Raw genomic sequence first — 19,155 nt, forward strand, 5'->3', positions numbered from 1 at the left:
ACAAAGATGAGGCCACTGCTGTGGTCGCCGCGTGAAGCTCCGCCCCTTCCTTGCGGTTGTGCTGGCGGTGGCCTTGCTCCTGCTTTCGCTGGCGGCCGGGGGTTGGTGGTTGCTGTTGCGCCAGAGCCCCCTGGCGCTCCAGAACCACAGCCTGCGGGTGCCCCTGGCCTCCCGCTTCATTGCGCGCAACGCTCCGCTCAGCGTTCATCTCCAGATCAGCCCCGACCAGGCGGTGGCCTATGCCAGGGCGGTCGCTTCCCCCCGCCAGCGGCGCCAGGCCGCTGCCGCTGTGGAACGGCTGAGGGATGGGGCCTTCGCCGCCGCCGGCCTCGATTACCCCGGTGAGCTGGCCGGCTGGCTGGGCGGCGATCTCAGCCTCGCCCTGCTCGATGCCCCCACGGAGGGGGCTGCGCCCGGCTGGGTGCTGGCCTTGTCCAGCCGCGATCCCCAGGGGGCCCGCCGCTTTCTGCAGCGCTTCTGGCAGACCCGCAGCCTGGCCGGCACCGACCTGCAGATCAGCCGTTACCGCGGCATGGGTCTGATCAGCGGCCGCGGAGCCCTGTTGGGCCAGCGCCCCCAGCCCCTGGCCACTGCTCTGATCGACGACCAACTGGTGCTGATCGCCTCTGGGCGGATGGTGCTGGAGCAGGCCCTGGACGTTTCCCAGATCGACGCACTCAACCAGGCGGGCAGTTCGTCCTGGCGCGAGGCGATCGAGCGCCTGGGTCCCGGCATCGTTCTGGTGACGGCCCGTCCAGGAGCGCTGCCCCCCTGGCTGGGTCTGCCGGCCCCCCTGGCCTCCGTCTCCCCCCTGCAATCCCTGGTCGCCTCCCTGGCGCCCTCCGGCGCCGGACTGGTGCTGGAGGCGCGCCTGGAGGGTGCGGGCACCCTCGGAGTGGCCGCCAATGCCGCCGCCAATGCCGTCGCCGATGCCGCTGGCAGGCCGCTGCTGGCGGCCCTGCGGGGCAACCCCACCAGCCTGCTGCTTCTGGCTGATTCCGCTGCTCTGCTCAAGGGCGGCGAGGGCGAGCCCCCCAGCGGCGATGCCTTGCTGGGCACGGTGTTGGCGGAAGCGCTCGCCAACCTGGGGGGGCCCCTGCCGTCCCTGGTGGCCCAGCGCACCCCGGGGCCGCTGCTGGTGGCGGCCCAGCCGGGGGGCTGGTTGATCGGCACCGCCACGGAGCAGCCCCGGCCCGCCGATCTGCAGCCCGCCCTGGCCGCCGCCGGCTACCAGGAGGCCCCCCTGAGTGCCGACGGCCACGAGCTCACGGCCTGGACCCAGCTTCAGGCCCGGCCGATCAAGGGCGACCCCGACCAACTGCGCGCCAGCCTGGCCGGCGCCCGCAGCGTCGAGGCGGGGGTGGCCTGGTGGGGCGAGGGCCTGGCGGTGCTCCAGGACCAGTGGCAAGGCCATTCCCCCGCCCGCCAGCGCCTGGATCAGCTGGAGGCCCTGGCCAGTTCGGGTGCCCCGATCCAGTGGGCCCTCTCGCCGGTGCCGGCCCGGGCCCTGCTGGGCCGTTGGCAGCCCTGGCAGCTGCTGGGCGGTCTGGCTGGCGCCCCCCTGACCGATCGGGTCCAAGGGCTGGCCCTGAGCCTCCGGGGGAGCCCCGGCGCCGAGGCCCCAGGGGCCGCCAGCGATTCCAGCCCCGGCGCTCTGCTGCTGAGGGCCCGCTTGGAGCTGGGTTGAACCATGGGCGTCCGCCGCGAACTGCTGCTGTTGCGCCACGGCATCGCCCAGGAGCGGTCCCCGGCGCTGGAGGACGCCGCCCGTGCCCTCACCCCCCAGGGCCGCCGCCGCAGCGAACAGGTGCTGGAGCGGCTGGTGGCAATCGGCCTGCGCTGCGATCACCTGATCAGCAGCCCCCTGGTGCGGGCCCGTCAGACCGCCGAACTGGCGCTGGCGGCGGGCCTGGCGGAGCGTCTGGAGATCAGCGCCGCCCTTGCCCCGGGGGGGCGCCCTGAACCGCTGCTGCGGGGCGGCTGGAGCCGCCTGGGGCTGGTGGGCCATGAACCCGACCTCAGCGCGTTGGCGACGGCGCTTTGCGGGGCGCCCGCCGGCAGCCTGCGGCTGCGCAAGGCGGGGGTGGTGCTGCTGGAGCTGGCGGATGCTGGTGACGCTGCTTCCAGCGAGGGTCCCTGGCCCCTTTCGGGGGCCACGCTCCAGTTGCTGCTCAGCCCCCGCAGCCTGGGGCTCTGAGGGCGCTGGAGGCTTCCGCCTGAGCCACCGCCGGTCGGTAGCGCTACTGCGGGCTTTGGGCGAGCGGTCCTAGGTTGCCGGCCTTCCCGTACCCCGCGCCGCGATGGTGGTCGACGCTTCCCCTCAGCCCGCCATGGGCAACGGAGTGGTTTTCCGCCCCGGGCTCGAGGGTGTGCCCGCCACCCAATCGGCCATCTGTGACATCGACGGCACCCAGGGCCTGCTCACCTACCGGGGCTACCCGCTTGAGGAGCTGGCGGCCCACAGCAGCTTCCTGGAAACCACCCACCTGCTGATCTGGGGTGAGTTGCCCAACGCCGAGGAACTGCGGGCCTTCGAGCGGGAGGTTCAGATGCACCGCCGGGTGAGCTTCCGCATCCGGGACATGATGAAGAGCTTCCCCTCGGCGGGCCATCCAATGGATGCGCTCCAGGCCAGTGCCGCCTCCCTTGGGCTGTTCTATTCCCGCCGCGCCCTCGACAACCCCGAATACATCTACGGGGCCGTGGTGCGGCTGATCGCCAAGATCCCAACGATGGTGGCGGCGTTCCAGCTGATCCGTAAGGGCCAGGATCCGATCCAGCCCCGAGACGACCTGGCCTATGCCTCCAACTTCCTCTACATGCTCACCGAGCAGGAGCCCGATCCCCTGGCGGCTCGGATTTTCGATGCCTGTCTGATTCTCCACGCCGAGCACAGCCTCAACGCCAGCACCTTCAGCGCCCGCGTCACCGCCAGCACCCTCACCGACCCCTACGCGGTGGTGGCTTCAGCCGTGGGCACCCTTGCCGGACCCCTGCACGGCGGCGCCAACGAAGACGTGCTGACGATGCTCGAGGAGATCGGCAGCGAAGACCAGGTGGAACCCTGGCTGGATCGGGCGATTGCCGGCAAGCAGAAGATCATGGGTTTCGGCCACCGCGAGTACAAGGTCAAGGACCCCCGCGCCGTGATCCTCCAGAAGCTGGCGGAGCAACTCTTCGACCAGTTCGGCCACGACCCGCTCTACGACCTGGCCCGCAAGTTGGAGGAGGTGGCCGCCGAGCGGCTGGGCCCGAAGGGCATCTACCCCAACGTGGATTTTTATTCCGGCCTCGTCTACCGCAAGCTCGGCATCCCCGAAGACCTGTTCACCCCGATTTTTGCCATCGCCCGGGTGGCCGGTTGGCTCGCCCATTGGAAGGAGCAGCTGGGGGCCAACCGCATCTACCGGCCCACGCAGATCTACACCGGTTCCAGCCGCCGGGCCTGGGCACCCATCAATGCCCGCCCGGCAATCGCCCGCTCCTGACCGCCTGCGCCTAAGTTGCCCCTACCGCAGCTGCCCCCATGGTCCCTGCACTTGCAGCCGTTGCCCCATCGGCCGTCGTCTCCGCCGTAGGCGTGGTCAGTCCAGGCCTTGATCTGGAATCGAGTTTCAGCGCCGCGCTGGAGGGCCTTGGCCTCACCCCGGCCGCCGCTCGCCTGCTCTGGCTGCCCCTGCCGATGCTGCTGGTGCTGGTGGCGGCCGTCGTCGGGGTGCTCGTGACCGTCTGGTTGGAGCGCAAGATTTCGGCGGCGGTTCAGCAACGGATCGGCCCCGAATACGCCGGGGCCCTCGGCGTGCTTCAGCCCATCGCCGACGGCCTCAAGCTCCTGGTCAAGGAAGATGTGATCCCGGCCAAGGCCGACGGGCTGCTGTTCACGCTCGGGCCGATCCTGGTGGTGGTGCCGGTGATCCTTTCCTGGCTGGTGGTGCCCTTCGGCCAGCACCTGCTGATCAGCAACGTGGGGGTGGGCATCTTCCTCTGGATTTCCCTAAGCAGCATCCAGCCCATTGGCCTGTTGATGAGCGGTTACTCCAGCAACAACAAATACGCGCTGCTCGGGGGCCTGCGGGCGGCGGCCCAGTCGATCAGCTACGAGATTCCCCTCGCCCTGGCGGTGCTGGCGGTGGTGATGATGAGCAATTCGCTCTCCACCGTCGACATCGTCGATCAGCAGAACGGTGCCGGCATCCTCAGCTGGAACATCTGGCGCCAGCCGGTGGGTTTCCTGATCTTCTGGATCTGTGCCCTGGCCGAATGCGAGCGCCTGCCCTTTGACCTCCCTGAAGCGGAGGAGGAACTGGTGGCTGGCTATCAGACGGAATACGCGGGCATGAAGTTCGCCCTCTTCTACCTGGGCAGCTACATCAACCTCGTGCTCTCGGCCCTGTTGGTGTCCGTGCTCTACCTCGGCGGCTGGGGCTTCCCGGTGCCGGTGGAGTGGCTGGCCTCGGCCCTGGGTCAGTCCCCCGATGCCCCCTTGGTGCAGGTGATCACCGGCTCGGTCGGCATTGTGATGACCGTGCTCAAGGCCTACGCGCTGGTGTTCATCGCCATCCTGCTGCGCTGGACCACACCCCGGGTGCGCATCGACCAGCTGCTGGATCTGGGCTGGAAGTTCCTGCTTCCGATTGCCCTGGTCAACCTGCTGGTCACCGCCGGTCTCAAGTTGGCGTTCCCCGCCTTTTTCGGCGGCTGAGTCCCTCTGACGTCATCATGGGCCCCAGGCCTCCAGCGTTCTTCCCTTCCCTCCCAGGCTCATGTTCGGTTTCCTGAAACAGGTCGGTGACTACACCAAGGACGCGGTCAGCGCTGCCAGGTACATCACCGATGGCCTGTCGGTCACCTTCGATCACCTCAAGCGCCGCCCGATCACGGTTCAGTACCCCTACGAAAAGCTGATTCCCTCGGAGCGTTACCGGGGCCGCATCCACTTCGAGTTTGACAAGTGCATCGCCTGTGAGGTCTGTGTGCGGGTCTGCCCGATCAACCTGCCGGTGGTGGATTGGGTCGCGAATAAAGAGACCAAGAAAAAGGAACTCCGAAATTACTCGATTGATTTCGGGGTCTGCATCTTCTGCGGCAACTGCGTCGAGTACTGCCCCACCAACTGCCTCTCGATGACCGAGGAGTATGAGCTGGCGGCCTTCGATCGCCACAGCCTCAACTACGACAACGTCGCCCTCGGTCGACTGCCCACCAGCGTCACCACTGATCCGGCGGTCACCCCCCTCAAGGAATTTGGCTACTTGCCCAAGGGGGTCATCGATCCCCACGGAGTCGATCCGTCCCGTCCCCGCGCCGGTGCCCGGCCCGATCAGATCCTGGCGGCCCAGGCCGCTGCCGCCCCTGCCCCCGACAGCGGAGCCCCGTCCTGATGACCATCGCCTCCACCGCCCAGTACATCTCCTTCACTGCCCTCTCGATCACCCTTGTGCTGGGTGCCCTCGGGGTGGTGCTGCTGCCCAACATCGTCTATTCGGCCTTCCTGCTCGGGGGCGTGTTCCTTTCGGTGGCTGGTCTCTACCTGATGCTCAACGCCAGCTTCGTGGCTGCCGCCCAGGTGCTGGTCTATGTCGGCGCCGTGAACGTGCTGATCCTGTTCGCGATCATGCTCGTGAACAAGAAGGAAAACATGGCCGCCATCCCCGGGCTGGCCCTGCGCCGGGTGCTCTCCGGCGCGGTCTGCGCCGGCCTGTTCGCCTTGCTGTTGCGCGTCGATCTCACCACCTCCTGGGCCCTCCCCGGGCCGGTGCCCCTGGGGGATGAAGCCACCCTGCGCATCGGTGAACATCTGTTCAGCGACTACCTGCTGCCCTTCGAGCTGGCCTCGGTGCTGCTGTTGATGTCGATGATCGGCGCGATCGTGCTGGCCCGCCGCGACGTGCTTGTGAGCGATGTGATCACCGGTGAGCCGGTGGATCAAGGTCTGATCGAGAAGGAGCGCAGCCCCCTGCTGCTGGATCGCTCCGCCCTGGAATCGTCCCTGCTGGAGAATACCCCATGAGCCTTGAACTCCCCACCACCATCCCCCTGCAGGCCTACCTGGTGCTGGCGGCGCTGCTGTTCTGCACGGGCGTCTGGGGGCTGATCAACAGCCGCAATGCCGTAAGGGTGCTGATGAGCATCGAGTTGATGCTCAACGGCGTCAACATCAACCTCATGGCCTTCTCCAGCTACGTCGACGGTCAGCTGATCCGCGGCCAGGTGTTCGCGATCTTCGTGATCTGCGTGGCGGCGGCCGAGGCGGCCGTTGGGCTGGCGATTTTGCTCTCCCTCTACCGCAACCGTGAAACCGTCGACATGGAACGCTTCAACCTGCTGCGCTGGTAGGTCTGAGCGCTTGTTCATCGGTTCATTCCATGGTTCCAGGGGCTGAGCATGCGCCTGGAGATGGTCTGGCTGATCCATCGGGCCGGCAGCGCTCTGGCCCAACGCCAGGCACGCCGCTGCGCCTCAGATCTGCGCAGCCAGGGCATCGCCGTGGCGATGGCCGCCAGCGGCCTGGACCTGGACCCCTACCCGTCCCTGATCGCGGCAGGCGCTGACCTGCCCGATCTGGCCCTGGTCTTGGGGGGCGATGGCACGGTGCTGGGGGCCTCCCGTCACCTGGGACCGCTGGGGGTGCCGATCCTCAGTTTCAATGTCGGCGGGCACCTGGGCTTCCTCACCCACGACCGCAAGCTGCTGCGCCTCAGGGACGGCGATGGCGCCGCCCGGGAGCCCAACCTCTGGCAACGCCTGCGCGAGGACCGCTTCGCCCTTGAGCGCCGCATGATGCTGGAGGCCTCCCTGGAAGGCGAAGCCCCGCTCAGCCCTGCGGCTGGGGCGGCAGGCACAGCACCGGCAGCAGACTCTGCCGACGACGCGGCGGCGGTTCACACCGCCCTGAACGATTTCTACGTGCGCCCCAGCCTGGAAACCCTTTCGCCCACCTGCGATCTGGAACTGGCCATCGATGGCGAGGTCATCGACCACTTCCGCGGCGACGGCCTGATCATCGCCACCCCCACCGGCTCCACCGGCTATGCCATGGCCGCCGGTGGTCCGATCCTGCATCCGGGACTGGACGCGATCGTGGTCACCCCGATCTGCCCGATGAGCCTCTCCAGCCGCACCGTGGTGGTGCCGCCCCGGGCCCAGCTGGTGATTCGCCCCCTCGGGGAGCCCGGCCGTCGGGTGCGCCTCTGGAAAGACGGCGCCCAGGCCGGGGAACTGGTGCCCGGCGAACGCTGTGTGGTGCGCCGTTCACGCCACCAGGCCCTGATGGTGGTGCTGGAGCAGAGCCCCTCCTACTACCGCACCCTCACCCACAAACTGCATTGGGCCGGCAGCCTTTCTGCGGCCGAATCAGCGCGGCCCGGCGGACCCCGGGGCGGCTGATGGCACTGGAGATCGAGCGGCGGTTTCTGGTCGCTCCGGGGGAGGCCTGGCGCCTCCATGTGACCAGCCAGCAGGCCCTGCGTCAGGGCTACCTGGCCGGGGATCGTGAGGGTTTCACCGTGCGGGTGCGCAGCACGCTCCCTGAAGCGGGTCTGGTCAGCGAGCGAGCCCGGGGGGGGGCGGCCAGCGCCTGGCTGACCTTGAAGGCCCCCACGGGTGGCCTGGCCCGCCATGAGTTCGAGTACCCGATTCCCCCGGAGGATGCGGAGGCCTTGCTGGCGCTGGCGCCGGTGGGCTTGCGCAAGCTCCGCTACACGCTCGATCTGAGTGGCGGCGATTGGGTGCTCGACGTGTTCGAAGGGGCCAATGCGCCCCTGGTGATCGCCGAAGTGGAGCTGGAGCGGGCCGACCAACCGGTGCCTGTCCCGCCTTGGTGCCGCTGGGAGATCACAGGCCTTGGGGAGCTCAGCAATGCGGCCCTGGCCCACCACCCGTTCGCCTGCTGGGGGGAGGAGCAACGCAGCCACATCCTGCAGCATCTGGGCGGCACCGATGCCGCTCCCTAGGCCATAGGCTTGGGCCCAACGGCACAGGCTCGGGTGTTTGACGCTCCCCAGCACCTCCGCCCACATCCCTGTTGAAGACCGTGATCGCCCTTTACGACCACCAAGGTTTGCTGCGCTTCGTGGGGAAAGATCGTGATGCCTGCCAGGCCTATGTGGAACTGTTCGAGCTCGAGGCCGTCACGTTCGAGCCTTTAGGTGACGACGGGGACGAAGTGGATCTGGGCCGCCTGAGCGCGTTGGCCTGAGTCTTTGCCGCGCCTGATCAGGGCCGCTGGCCAGCCTCTGGGAGGGAGCAGCAGTTGAAGCCATCGCGGCAGATCTTGCCGTTGTCCATGGCCCAATTCAGCAGGGCCACCCGGTTCTTGGCACCGGTCTTGGTGAAGATGTTGCTGACGTGGTTGTCGACCGTGCGCTTACTGATCATCAGCTTTTTGGCCACTTCCTGATTGGTGAGCCCGGTGGCCACCAGTTCGATGATCTCAAGCTCCCGCTCCGAAAGGTTGGAGCGCACCGCTGCCAGGCCGCCGAGATCAGTCATCAGGGGTCAGTCGCCCTCGGACCCATCCACTGTACGCAGGGCGCGCAGTGGCGCTGGCTGCGCTGATCCATGATGGGCGCTTCGGTTGCGGAGTCGATTCGTGCTTCTGGAAGAGGCTCTCCGCTCCGGCCAGTTCGCGATCACGGCGGAGGTGACCCCACCGAGGGGTGCGGACCCGTCGCGCGCCCTGGCGGTGGCCCGGTCCCTCAAGAGCCTGGTGCATGCCATCAACGTCACCGATGGCAGCCGGGCGGTGATGCGCATGAGCAGCCTGGCGGTCTGCCGATTGCTGCTGGAGGCGGGGATCGAGCCCGTCTGGCAGCTCACCTGCCGTGATCGCAACCGCATCGCCCTGCAGGCCGACCTGCTCGGTGCCCATGCCCTCGGCATCCGCAATCTGCTTTGCCTCACCGGTGATCCCGTGCAGGCGGGCGATCAGCCCAGCGCCCGGAAGGTGAACGAGTTGGAGGCCGTGCGGCTGCTCGAGCTGGTGCGGGCCTTCAACCAAGGCGAGGATCCTGTGCAGGGCGTGTTGCCCGATGGACCCACGGCGCTGTTCGCCGGTGCGGCCGCCGATCCCCAGTCGGGGAGCTGGAGTGGTCTCAAGCGCCGGCTGGAGCGCAAGCAGGCGGCCGGGGCTCGCTTCATCCAGACCCAGATGGTGATGGACACCAGGGCCCTTGAGCGCTTCTGCCAGGAGATCGCTGATCCCATGGGACTGCCGGTGCTGGCGGGGGTGTTTCTACTCAAATCGGCCCGCAATGCGGCCTTCATCAACCGGGTGGTGCCGGGCGCCTCGATTCCCCAGGTGCTGATCGACCGCCTCGCCGCCGCTTCCGACCCTGCCGCCGAGGGCATCGCCATTGCTGCCGAGCAGGTGCGCGACTACCGCTCGATCGCCCAGGGGGTGCATTTGATGGCGATCAAGGCCGAAGACCGGATTCCGGCGATTCTTGCGGCGGCCGGGGTCGCCCCACTCGCCCATCCCGCGAGCGTGCGCTGAGTTGCCCAGGCCAGGAAGGCCTGGGGCCGTTCAACCGGCCTTGCCCACGGCTAAATCTGTGCCGAGCAGGTCGGCCATGGCCTTCTGCTGAGGAGAGGGGACGCTGTGGTCCTGGCGGCGGGAATCGGTGATCAGCCAATCCAGGGCGGCCTCCTGGAGATCGAAGTGATCGCCGTTGCGATCGACGCAGTAGCGGCCAAACACTAACTTCTCCACCAGCCGCACTCCGGCACCGATGCGGGAGTAATCGAAGATGATCGAATTATCGATCGTGGCACCAGCACAGATGTGGCAGCTGGGACCAATCATGGCGGGCCCGATGATCGTGGCGCCGTCCTCGATCTTGGTCATGCCCCCCACGTAGACGGGGCCTTCGACGGTGATGCGATCCCAGTTGGCGGCCACGTTGAGGCCCGTGAACACCCCCGGGCGCACTTCCTTGCCGGGGATCTGCACCTGGCGCACGTGCCCTTCGAGCACGCTGCGAATCGCCTGCCAGTAGTCGGGGACCTTGCCGATGTCCACCCATTCAAATTCCATCGGCAGGGCGTAGAAGGGCGCGCCTGCTTCCACCAGCAGCGGGAAGAGATCGGCGCCGATGTCGAAGGGCACGCCCACCGGGATGTGATCAAGCACCTCCGGTTCGAAGATGTAGATCCCCGTGTTGATCATGTCCCCCAGGGCCTCATCCACCGAGGGTTTTTCCTGGAAGGTGAGCACCCGGCCGTCATCGCCGGTGACCACCACGCCATAGCTGCTGACCTGATCGCGCGGCACGCGCTTGGTCACCAGGCTGGCCATGGCACCTTTGGCCTTATGGCGCCGCACCGCCTCGGTGAGGTCGAGGTCGATCAGGGCGTCGCCGCAGAGCACCACGAAGGTGTCGTCGAAGAAGGGCTGGAAGGTCTGGATCTTTTTGATGCCGCCGGCTGAACCCATGGCCTCGCCGATCAACTCACCTTCTTCGATGCGGCCTTCGAAGCTGTAGGCGATCTCGACGCCGAAGCGCTGACCATCGCGGAAATAGTTCTCGATTTCCTCGGCCAGGTGGGAGACGTTCACCATGATTTCGGTGAACCCATGCTCCTTGAGCAACTCCAGCAGAAACTCCATCACGGGTTTCTGCAGGATCGGGATCATCGGTTTGGGAATGGTGTGCGTGATGGGGCGCACCCGGGTTCCCTTGCCGGCGGCCAGGATCATCGCCTTCATCGACGCCTGTCTGCCTTACTCAAGTGACTCAAGCCTAAGGGCGGAAATCAGGCTGCCAGGGCCTGCCGAGCCGGCAAAGGAGCTGGCACCAAGGGCAACTGGACGCTTTCGCTCTCCACCAGGTTGCGTTTCAAGGTCAGCGGGGCGAACAGTCCCCCCTCCTGGGCCAGGTCCACCTTGCCCTGGGCGCAGAGGAACAACAGGGCCCAGAACACACCCACCCGGTCGCTGTCCAGCTCCGCTGGTGCCTGGGCCGTCCAGATCGTGACCAGGTCGTCGAAGTCGACCCAATCGAGGGCCTGGGGCCAGCGCAGCAGGAACTGGCTCAGGGCGGCGGTGGTCTCCGGCAATTTTTCGCGGTGGGCCAGGGCCGCCACCTGCTCGATCGCAGCCCGATCACTGAGGCGCTTGCTGCGGTACTTGGGCCTGCTGCGGCCCTCCTCCTGCTCCAGGCGCTCGGCAATGTCCTCGAGCTGGCGAATCAGTTCCCCCAGGGTGACCGGTCGCTGCAAAGGCGGCGGGGCCACGGGCCTGCGCCAGAGGTGACGCTCGGGACGCCTGGGCAGCTCGATCACCACGTCGTAGGCCGGATCTCCCGAGGAGTCGAGATCGAAGGGATCCTCCAGGGGGGCTTCGGGGGGGAAGGTCTGGGCCTCGAGCACCTCCGCCTTGAGGGAGACCAGCACAGAGGCGGCCAGGAAGGCCTCGCTGGTTTCAGCGAGGTCCTGCTCGTAGCTGCCCCCCCGTTGCCCGCGGTCCGCCCTGACCAGTCGGGGCACCACGATGCGCTGGCGCAGCTGGTCGAGGAAGCCATCGACGACGGCAATCACATCCACGTCCCAGGGGTCCAGGTCGCCGCGTTCAGCGGCGTCCTGCAGCAGCCGGATGGCCAGCCTGGCGCCCCCTTCAGCCAACCGTCTCCCCCTTGCGCTGGGCGCAACCTACCCGCTTTCACCCAGGCCAGCCACCGCTGAGGTTTCACCGGCCGCCGGCAGCAGTCCCAGCTGGGCGTCCACCGTGGCCCGGTAGCGCTGCACGTCTTCCTCGAGTTCGCGGATGCGCACCTGTTGGGCTTCCAGCTCACCGTTGTCGGCGAGGGTTTCCACCTTCTTGATCACTCCGGTCCAGACGGCGAACACCCAGGCGGCGGTGGCCCCCACGCCCCCCACCACCAGCAGCAGCGCGGCCAGGGGCAGGGTGAGGTTGATCCCCGGCAGGAAGCGCACCGTGGTGGCCGCGGTGTTCTCGAGGGTGAACATCACCATCGCAAGGCCGAAGCTGAAGATCAGCAGAAAATTCAGCTGTCGCATCGCTGGGTCCGCAGGCTCTGCCGCACATCTGGATTGGCGTCTGGGAGCGTAAGGAAGCCGCCCTGGATCTGGGCCGGGCGGAGGTCAACTGCAGAGTTTCGTTACCCCTGGATGCTCAGGCCAGGGCAGAGACCCGGACCAGCGCTGGAGGCAACAGGCTGGGAGCCACCAGGCTCTTGCGGATCAAGCCGGTGGGGATCGGTCCGATCACCTTGTTGAAGGCCAGATTTTCGCGGGCCACCAGCGCCTCAATTGAGGCCCGGTAACTGTCGGTGACCAGGCGCGGATAGAGGCCGATGCCGATGATCGGCACAAGCAGAGCGGAGATGATGTAGATCTCCCTGGGCTCGGCGTCCACCAGCTGGTTGTGGCTGGCCAGCTCGGGGTTCTCCTTGCCGAAGAAGATCTCCCGCAGCATCGAGAGCAGGTAGATCGGAGTGAGGATCACTCCCACCGCCGCCAGGGCCGCCATCACGATGCGGAAGCTGAGGGCGTAGGCCTCGCTGGTCACAAAGCCCACGAACACCATCAGCTCTGAGATGAAGCCGCTCATCCCCGGCAGGGCCAGCGAGGCCAGCGAGCAGATGGTCCAGAGGGCGAACATCTTGCGCATTTTCTGGCCCACGCCGCCCATCTCATCGAGCTGCAGGGTGTGGGTGCGGTCGTAGGTGGCCCCCACCAGGAAGAACAGACTGGCGCCGATCAGGCCATGGCTCACCATCTGCAGCATCGCGCCGCTGGTGCCCACGGCGCTGAAGCTGCCGATGCCGATCAGCACGAAGCCCATGTGGCTGATCGAGCTGTAGGCGATCTTGCGCTTGAGGTTGCGCTGGGCAAACGATGTGAGCGCCGCATAGATGATGTTCACGACCCCAAGCACCACCAGCAGCGGAGCGAACTGGGCGTGGGCGTCGGGTAGCAGCTGCACGTTGAAGCGCAGCAGCGCATAGCCGCCCATCTTCAGCAGGATGCCGGCGAGCAGCATGTGCACCGGTGCCGTGGCTTCGCCGTGGGCATCGGGGAGCCAGGTGTGCAGCGGCACGATAGGCAGCTTCACCCCGAAGGCGATCAGCAGGCCCGCATAGGCCAGCAGCTCGAAGCGTGTGCCGAACTCCTTGGCCGCCAGGGCCGAGTACTCGAAGCTGGGGGCGCCGCCGCCTTGGAAGCCCATCGCCAGGGCCGCCAGCAGGATGAACACCGAGCCGCCGGCGGTGTAGAGGATGAATTTGGTGGCGGCGTATTGGCGCTTCTTGGCCCCCCAGATCGCCAGCAGCAGGTACACCGGCAGCAGCTCCAGTTCCCAGGCCAGGAAGAACAGCAGCATGTCCTGAACGGCGAACACGGCGATCTGGCCGCCGTCCATGGCCAGGATCAGGAAGAAGAACAGCCGCGGTTTGAACGTGACCGGCCAGGCGGCCAGCACCGCCAGGGCGGTGATGAAGCTGGTGAGCAGGATCAGCGGCATTGAGAGGCCATCGGCCCCCACCGACCAGGCCAGGCCCAGATCAGGCAGCCACTCCACCCGCTCGATCAGCTGCAAGCCCTCCACCGACGGGTCGTAGCCATTGAGGTAGGCCGCTGCCGTGACCAGGAAGGTGATCAGGGACACCCCGAGGGCATACCAGCGCACGGTCTTGCCGTCGCCGGCATCGGGGATGAAGGGGATCGCCAGCGCGGCGGCGATCGGGAACAGGATCGAGATGCTCAGCCAGGGCACGGCTGCTACGGAGCCTGTCGTCACAGCGAAGTCCAGCAGCACAGGCGAGGCAGGGGAAGCTCGCCGGAGTGTAGAAATGCAGGTCCAGGGCGGTCCGTGCGGATACGGGATTAAACACAGAGTGTCCTGTGGCCCCGGGCGCTTGGATTCGGCCAGGGCCGGGGGCGCCCCGGGCCAGCACCCAGGCCGGCGGCTGGCTGGGCGGCGACCACCTGTGGCCCTGGATTCAGTGGATCCGATCCCAGGGGCGAAGGCTGCTGAAGCCCCTGGCCGGCCCTCAGCCGAAGGCGCTGAACAGCACCACCAGGGCGATCACCCCACCGAACACGATCAGGGCATAGAACTGGGCCCGGCCGGTTTCGAAGTACTTGAGACCCTCGCCGCTACCCAGGGTGAGCAGGCCGGTGAGGTTCACCACCCCATCGACCACCTTGGCGTCCACCTCGAGCACCTGGCGGGCCAGTTTGCGGCTGCCCTGCACGAACAGGCGATCGTTGAGGTCATCGAGGTACCACTTGTTGGCCAGGAAGGCGTTGACGCTGGGGAAGCGGGCCGCCACCAGCCTGGCCAGATCAAGCTTGTGCAGGGAGTAGGCCAGCACCGCCACGGTGATGCCTGTGATGGAGATCGCCACCGACGCGCCGGCCAGGGGCAGGAACTCTCCCCAGCTGAAATGCTCGGCCGCCTCAGCGGCTTCCTGTGGATCGAGCAGGGCCCCGAAGCGGCTGTGCCAGGGGGTGCCCAGCAGACCGATCAGCACCGAGGGCACCGCCAGCACAGCCAGGGGGGCGGCCATCTGCCAGCCGGATTCGTGGGGGTGGCTGGCGTGGTGGCCGTGGCCCTCCCCCTGCTCCTCACTGCTGCTGCCTTTGCCGGCTGCCGCCAGCAGTTGTTGCTTCATGGCGGTGTCATGGCCACGGAAGGGGCCCTCGAAGGTGAGGAAGTAGAGCCGGAACATGTAGAAGGCGGTCATGCCGGCGGTCAGGAAACCGACCACCCACAGCAGTGGGTAACTGGCGAAGGCCACCCCAAGGATCTCGTCCTTGCTCCAGAAACCCGCCAGGGGGGGGATGCCGCTGATCGCCACGCAGCCGATCAAAAAGGTGATCGCGGTGACCGGCATGTACTTGCGCAAACCGCCCATCAGGCGCATGTCCTGGGCGAGCACGGGCTCGTGGCCCACCACTTCTTCCATGGCGTGGATCACCGAGCCCGAGCCCAGGAACAGCATCGCCTTGAAGAAGGCATGGGTGACCAGGTGGAACATGCCGGCGATCGGGGCGCCGCAGCCCATCGCCAGGACCATGTAGCCCAGTTGGGAGACGGTGCTGTAGGCCAGGCCCTTTTTAAGGTCGTGCTGGGTGAGGGCGATCGAGGCCCCCAGGAAGCAGGTGATTGTGCCGACCACGGCAATCACCGTCTGCACATCTGGGAACTGGAGGTAGATGGGCTGGAGCCGAGCCACCAGGAACACCCCGGCGGCCACCATCGTGGCCGCGTGGATCAGGGCCGAGATCGGTGTCGGGCCCTCCATGGCATCGGGCAGCCAGACATGGAGCGGAAACTGAGCCGACTTCGCCATCGGTCCCATGAACACCAGAAGGCAGAGGATCACGGCGGCCACGTGGGTGATGCTGCCGTTGGCGAGGCCCTCGGAGAGCCGCGCAGCGATCTCTTCGAAGCCGAAGCTGCCGGTGGCCCAGAACAGGCCGAGGATGCCCAGCAGCAGGCCGAAATCCCCCACCCGGTTGACGATGAAGGCTTTTTGGGCGGCGTTGGCGGCCCCTTCGCGGTCGTACCAGAAGCCCACCAGCAGGTAGGAGCACATGCCCACTAGCTCCCAGAAGACGTAGATCTCCAGCAGGTTGGGGCTGAGCACCAGCCCGAGCATCGAGCTGCTGAACAGGGCCAGGTAGGTGAAGAAGCGCACGTAGCTCTTGTCGTGCGCCATGTAGCCATCGGAGTAGACCATCACCAGCAGGGCGATGGTGGTGACCAGGGCCAGCATCACGGCCCCCAGGGGATCCACCCGGTAGCCCATCTGCAGGTTGAAGTCGCCGGTGCTGGCCCAGTTGAACAGCACTTCGGTGGCGGGGGCACCGGCCAGTTGCTGGGCCAGGATCACGAAGCTGATCACAGCGGAAGCCCCCACCAGGCTGATCAGCAGCAGGGCGACGGGTTTGCGCAGTCGGTTGATGGTGCGGTTGAAGCTGATCAACCCCAGCCCCACCAGCGCGGCTCCCGCCAATGGCAGCACGGGAATCAACCAGGCAAGTTCAGCGGCCGAGCTCATCCTGGAAGGGTTTGGGTGCAGGGAGTGTAGGCAGCCTGCCTGGGCGGCTCAGGCCTGATGTGTTGGAGTGCCATCAGCCCAGTAGGGCCCCGAGAGGACTGCGGTTGAAGGCCGTCGCGGCCACGCCGATCCAGCGGTGGCTCCACCACAGCACCCCGATCGCGATCGCGATCCCCAGCTGGGAGGGTCTGAGGAATTCGGCCAGCACCAGCCGCTGGCGTCCGTCCAGCACAGCCCGGAACGGCAGCACCGAGGTGCTCGAGCGCAGCTCCTCAAAGGCGTCACCAAAACGCGCGGCCAGGCGCCGGTCGCCATGCCAGACGGCAAACAGATGGTGGGCGATCAGGCCCAGGCAAGCCCAGGCCGTGAAGCTGCTGCCGATCCAGAGCAGGTGGGTGGCGCACCAGAGCACCTGACCGACCGCCTGGGGATGGCGGCTGATGCGGATGATGCCGCTGGCGTAGAGGCGCACCTCGGGCTTCAGCAGGGCCGGGATTTCCAGCAGGTTGTATGTGGCGGGATAGAGAAAGAAGAAGCTGATCGCCGTCCCCACCCACACGAGCGGCACGATCCAGGGCTGCTCCTGCAGGTTCCAGAGGCGCAGGCCGTCGTAGCGGTGGGCGATGAAGAACCCGATCACCACCACGGCGGCGGGGATGCTCAGGGCGGCGAACAGCAGCCGCCAGGCCCTGGCGCCGATGCGTTCCTCCCCCCAGACGCGCAGGGCGGCCCCACCGCTGTGGAGCACGGCGAAGGCCAGCAGCAGGGCCAGCATCACCAGGCTGCTGTGTTGGAGGGGCGAGATCACGGTTGGGGGCGTCAGTGATGAAGTCTGGCGGAGCCTGAGCCAGCCCTGAGACAGTTCCCCTTAAAGTTCGATCCCTACGCAGCTGCCAGCCCTCCGGGGCGCTCCCATGGCTGATCTGCCGTTCACACTCGATCAGCTGCGCATCCTGCGGGCGATCGCCAGCGAGGGCAGCTTCAAGAAGGCCGCCGACAGCCTCTACGTCACCCAGCCGGCGGTGAGCCTCCAGATCCAGAACCTGGAGAAGCAACTCGATGTCTCCCTGTTCGATCGGGGTGGCCGCAAGGCGCAACTGACCGAGGCCGGCCATCTGCTGCTCAGTTACTGCGACCGGATCCTGAGCCAGTGCCAGGAGGCCTGCCGCGCCCTCGACGACCTCCACAACCTCAAGGGGGGCTCGCTGGTGGTCGGTGCCAGCCAGACCACGGGGACCTACCTGATGCCCCGGATGATCGGCCTGTTCCGGCAGAAGTATCCCGATGTGGCCGTGCAGCTGCAGGTGCACAGCACCCGGCGAACGGGCTGGAGCGTGGCCAACGGCCAGATCGACCTGGCGATCATCGGTGGCGAGCTGCCGAGCGAACTGAACGAACTGCTGCAGGTGGTGCCCTACGCCAGCGACGAGCTGGCCCTGGTGCTGCCCGTGAAGCATCCGCTGGCCCGTCTGGCCGAGATCAGCAAGGACGACCTCTACCGACTCGGTTTCGTTTGTCTGGATGCCCAGTCCACCACCCGCAAGATGGTCGACCAGCTGCTGGCCCGTTCCGGCCTGGATGTGGGCCGGCTCAAGATCGAGATGGAGCTCAACTCCTTCGAGGCGATCAAGAACGCGGTGCAGTCGGGCCTTGGGGCCGCATTCCTGCCGGTGGTCTCGATCGAGCGGGAGCTGGCGGCGGGCAACCTCTTCCGCCCCAACCTGGTGGATCTGTCGGTGCGGCGTCAGCTCAAGCTGATCACCCATCCGGCCCGCTACTGCTCAAGGGCGTCGGAGGCTTTTCGGCGCGAGATCCTGCCGGTGTTCGCCAGCCCCGACAGCCCCCTGCGCCAGCCGGCTCGGGCCGCCCAGGGGGCGCCCCAGATGGCGGCAGCAGTGCCTGCGATGGCAGTGCCCGCTGCAGCAGGCTCGGTTGGCTCGGGGACGCCGTTGGCCAGCGTCGATTCCAGCCAACCCCAGGACGTCTAGAACTGATTCGCCTCAGGGGTGATCCCCACGCTGTCGTCGGCGGCGCCGGCCACGCCCCTGGTCTGGAACCTGTTGTCGACGATGTCCGTCTGGTAAACGCAGCGCACCACGGGCTTGTCCTTGATCGAACCGACGTAGGCGAAGGTGTTCATGCGCTGTTTGCACTGGCGCATCTGCTCATTGGTGACCGCCCCCTCCTTCTGGAGCACGGACCAGTTCTCCCGGCGGATCACGCAGCCGGGCTGCAGCTTGGGCTGGGTCACGAAGCTGCTGCTCGGGTTCATGGTCGTGTACATCTCCACGTCCACCACGAAGGCGCTGGCACCCCACTGCTTGCAGAACTCGGGGTCGGGCACGGCCAGATCGAGCTGCTGGCTGCTGGCGATGTTGCCCTGATCGCCGGCGGTGTTGCTGGAGAGGGCCGTGCCGATGCCGATGCCCACCACCAGAACCCCGGCCAGCACGGCCATGGTCGCGACGCTGAACTGGAACGGACCACCCCCGGGGGCGCCGCCACCGCCACCGGGGCCGCCACCGCCGCCAGCACTGCCGCTGGGCGGACGCCGGCCACGGGGGGCTTCGGTCCGGCGCGGCGCGTCGTAGCCCTCGTCGTCATAGCCGTAGGGCTCGCGGCTGCGGGCCGGCTCGGTGGAACGCCCGTAGCGGGAGCGGGTCACAGGCTTTCAGGGCTGCGGGGCAAGCCCATCGAGTAATTGAGCACCCGTGCCTCCGGGTTGTAGCGGAGCTCGCCGGCCTGCAGCAGGGTGCGGATCGTGCCCTCCAGCTCCGAGCCGATGTGGCGCAGGTGGTATTCGCTCAGTTCGGCGCCGGCGTGGGCGGCCACCAGTTCTCGGAATCGCTGCTGCAGCTTCTCCAGGACCGCCGCGTCCCAGAGGAACTCGTTGTCGGGGTCCACATCGAGGGTGAGCTGATCGGGGCTGGGCACGAGGTCCTGACCCTCCACCCGCGCCGTGAACAGGCGGATGTGGCGGGTGGTGGACTTGAGCAGCAGGGTGTCGGCCATGGCTGGCAGGGTGCTCGGGCGGATCTGACGTGGGCGGAGGCCCCGAGAGATCTCAGGGGTTCGACTTTAGGAACCCCAGGGGCCAACGGCGCTGGGAGAGGGGCTCTTAGGGTTACCG

Annotated in this window: 21 protein-coding genes; 12 read left to right on the forward strand and 9 right to left on the reverse strand. The window is 67.2% G+C overall.

Annotated elements, in window-relative coordinates:
* Nucleotides 1-31: 31 nt before the first annotated feature.
* From KBZ13_RS08310 to KBZ13_RS08355, 10 genes are all read left to right on the forward strand, one after another.
* Nucleotides 32-1,687: a DUF3352 domain-containing protein gene (locus KBZ13_RS08310; RefSeq protein ID WP_255008136.1), complete on the forward strand. Its 1,656-nt coding sequence runs from the start codon at nt 32-34 to the stop codon at nt 1,685-1,687.
* A 3-nt stretch (nt 1,688-1,690) separates the two neighbouring features.
* Nucleotides 1,691-2,197 carry a SixA phosphatase family protein gene (locus tag KBZ13_RS08315; RefSeq protein WP_255008137.1) on the forward strand — a complete coding sequence of 169 codons (507 nt, stop codon included), beginning with the start codon at nt 1,691-1,693 and terminating at the stop codon, nt 2,195-2,197.
* Between the two features lie 103 nt (nt 2,198-2,300).
* Nucleotides 2,301-3,488: a citrate synthase gene (locus tag KBZ13_RS08320; RefSeq protein ID WP_255008139.1), complete on the forward strand. Its 1,188-nt coding sequence runs from the start codon at nt 2,301-2,303 to the stop codon at nt 3,486-3,488.
* Between the two features lie 38 nt (nt 3,489-3,526).
* Complete coding sequence (gene nuoH / locus KBZ13_RS08325) at nt 3,527-4,702, forward strand: NADH-quinone oxidoreductase subunit NuoH (protein WP_255008141.1); 1,176 nt, start codon at nt 3,527-3,529, stop codon at nt 4,700-4,702.
* 61 nt (nt 4,703-4,763) lie between these two features.
* Nucleotides 4,764-5,381, forward strand: a complete 618-nt coding sequence (gene ndhI, locus KBZ13_RS08330) for an NAD(P)H-quinone oxidoreductase subunit I (RefSeq protein WP_255008143.1) — start codon at nt 4,764-4,766, stop codon at nt 5,379-5,381.
* A complete protein-coding gene (locus KBZ13_RS08335; RefSeq protein WP_255008145.1) occupies nt 5,381-6,010 on the forward strand; it encodes an NADH-quinone oxidoreductase subunit J in 630 nt (209 codons plus the stop codon). The genes ndhI and KBZ13_RS08335 overlap by 1 nt, the downstream gene beginning before the upstream one ends.
* Nucleotides 6,007-6,336, forward strand: coding sequence for an NADH-quinone oxidoreductase subunit NuoK (nuoK, locus tag KBZ13_RS08340; RefSeq protein ID WP_255008147.1), 330 nt, complete (start codon nt 6,007-6,009; stop codon nt 6,334-6,336). The genes KBZ13_RS08335 and nuoK overlap by 4 nt, the downstream gene beginning before the upstream one ends.
* 48 nt (nt 6,337-6,384) lie before the next feature.
* Nucleotides 6,385-7,386, forward strand: coding sequence for an NAD(+) kinase (locus KBZ13_RS08345; protein WP_255008149.1), 1,002 nt, complete (start codon nt 6,385-6,387; stop codon nt 7,384-7,386).
* Entirely contained in the window at nt 7,386-7,952 is a 567-nt protein-coding gene (locus KBZ13_RS08350; RefSeq protein WP_255008151.1) for a CYTH domain-containing protein, read from the forward strand. Before KBZ13_RS08345 ends, KBZ13_RS08350 begins: the two co-directional genes overlap by 1 nt.
* 80 nt (nt 7,953-8,032) lie before the next feature.
* The gene (locus KBZ13_RS08355; protein ID WP_255008153.1) at nt 8,033-8,197 is read left to right on the forward strand and encodes a hypothetical protein; all 165 of its coding nucleotides are present in this window, start codon (nt 8,033-8,035) and stop codon (nt 8,195-8,197) included.
* 17 nt (nt 8,198-8,214) lie between these two features.
* On the opposite strand, the gene KBZ13_RS08360 is transcribed toward KBZ13_RS08355, so the two are convergent.
* Nucleotides 8,215-8,490 (reverse strand): helix-turn-helix domain-containing protein, encoded by a 276-nt coding sequence (locus tag KBZ13_RS08360; protein ID WP_255008155.1) that lies wholly within the window; start codon nt 8,488-8,490, stop codon nt 8,215-8,217.
* A gap of 100 nt (nt 8,491-8,590) precedes the next feature.
* On the opposite strand from KBZ13_RS08360, the gene KBZ13_RS08365 reads away from it, so the two are divergent.
* Nucleotides 8,591-9,493 carry a methylenetetrahydrofolate reductase gene (locus KBZ13_RS08365; RefSeq protein ID WP_255008157.1) on the forward strand — a complete coding sequence of 301 codons (903 nt, stop codon included), beginning with the start codon at nt 8,591-8,593 and terminating at the stop codon, nt 9,491-9,493.
* A gap of 30 nt (nt 9,494-9,523) precedes the next feature.
* On the opposite strand, the gene KBZ13_RS08370 is transcribed toward KBZ13_RS08365, so the two are convergent.
* The 6 genes from KBZ13_RS08370 to KBZ13_RS08395 form a co-directional block, all read right to left on the reverse strand.
* Nucleotides 9,524-10,705, reverse strand: coding sequence for an NDP-sugar synthase (locus tag KBZ13_RS08370; RefSeq protein WP_255008159.1), 1,182 nt, complete (start codon nt 10,703-10,705; stop codon nt 9,524-9,526).
* 47 nt (nt 10,706-10,752) lie between these two features.
* Nucleotides 10,753-11,619, reverse strand: a complete 867-nt coding sequence (locus KBZ13_RS08375; protein ID WP_255008161.1) for a segregation/condensation protein A — start codon at nt 11,617-11,619, stop codon at nt 10,753-10,755.
* A 27-nt stretch (nt 11,620-11,646) separates the two neighbouring features.
* Nucleotides 11,647-12,015 carry a lipopolysaccharide assembly protein LapA domain-containing protein gene (locus tag KBZ13_RS08380; protein WP_255008162.1) on the reverse strand — a complete coding sequence of 123 codons (369 nt, stop codon included), beginning with the start codon at nt 12,013-12,015 and terminating at the stop codon, nt 11,647-11,649.
* Nucleotides 12,016-12,130: 115 nt separating this feature from the next.
* On the reverse strand, nt 12,131-13,771 hold the full coding sequence (locus KBZ13_RS08385) for an NAD(P)H-quinone oxidoreductase subunit 4 (RefSeq protein ID WP_255008222.1): 1,641 nt from the start codon (nt 13,769-13,771) through the stop codon (nt 12,131-12,133).
* 238 nt (nt 13,772-14,009) lie between these two features.
* Nucleotides 14,010-16,025, reverse strand: coding sequence for an NAD(P)H-quinone oxidoreductase subunit 5 (locus tag KBZ13_RS08390; protein WP_255008163.1), 2,016 nt, complete (start codon nt 16,023-16,025; stop codon nt 14,010-14,012).
* A 73-nt stretch (nt 16,026-16,098) separates the two neighbouring features.
* On the reverse strand, nt 16,099-16,800 hold the full coding sequence (locus tag KBZ13_RS08395) for an NnrU family protein (RefSeq protein ID WP_255008224.1): 702 nt from the start codon (nt 16,798-16,800) through the stop codon (nt 16,099-16,101).
* 139 nt (nt 16,801-16,939) lie between these two features.
* Between KBZ13_RS08395 and KBZ13_RS08400 the strand changes: the two genes are divergently transcribed.
* The gene (locus tag KBZ13_RS08400; protein ID WP_255008164.1) at nt 16,940-18,013 is read left to right on the forward strand and encodes a LysR family transcriptional regulator; all 1,074 of its coding nucleotides are present in this window, start codon (nt 16,940-16,942) and stop codon (nt 18,011-18,013) included.
* Here KBZ13_RS08400 and KBZ13_RS08405 read toward each other — a convergent pair.
* Together KBZ13_RS08405 and ndhM are read right to left on the reverse strand one after the other, a co-directional pair.
* Nucleotides 18,010-18,690 carry a DUF3172 domain-containing protein gene (locus tag KBZ13_RS08405; RefSeq protein WP_255008165.1) on the reverse strand — a complete coding sequence of 227 codons (681 nt, stop codon included), beginning with the start codon at nt 18,688-18,690 and terminating at the stop codon, nt 18,010-18,012. The genes KBZ13_RS08400 and KBZ13_RS08405 overlap by 4 nt on opposite strands.
* Nucleotides 18,687-19,037 carry an NAD(P)H-quinone oxidoreductase subunit M gene (ndhM, locus tag KBZ13_RS08410; RefSeq protein WP_255008166.1) on the reverse strand — a complete coding sequence of 117 codons (351 nt, stop codon included), beginning with the start codon at nt 19,035-19,037 and terminating at the stop codon, nt 18,687-18,689. Before ndhM ends, KBZ13_RS08405 begins: the two co-directional genes overlap by 4 nt.
* Nucleotides 19,038-19,155 lie beyond the last annotated feature (118 nt).

The organism is Cyanobium sp. ATX 6F1 (genome assembly GCF_024346315.1).
Taxonomy (GTDB): Bacteria; Cyanobacteriota; Cyanobacteriia; order PCC-6307; family Cyanobiaceae; genus ATX-6F1.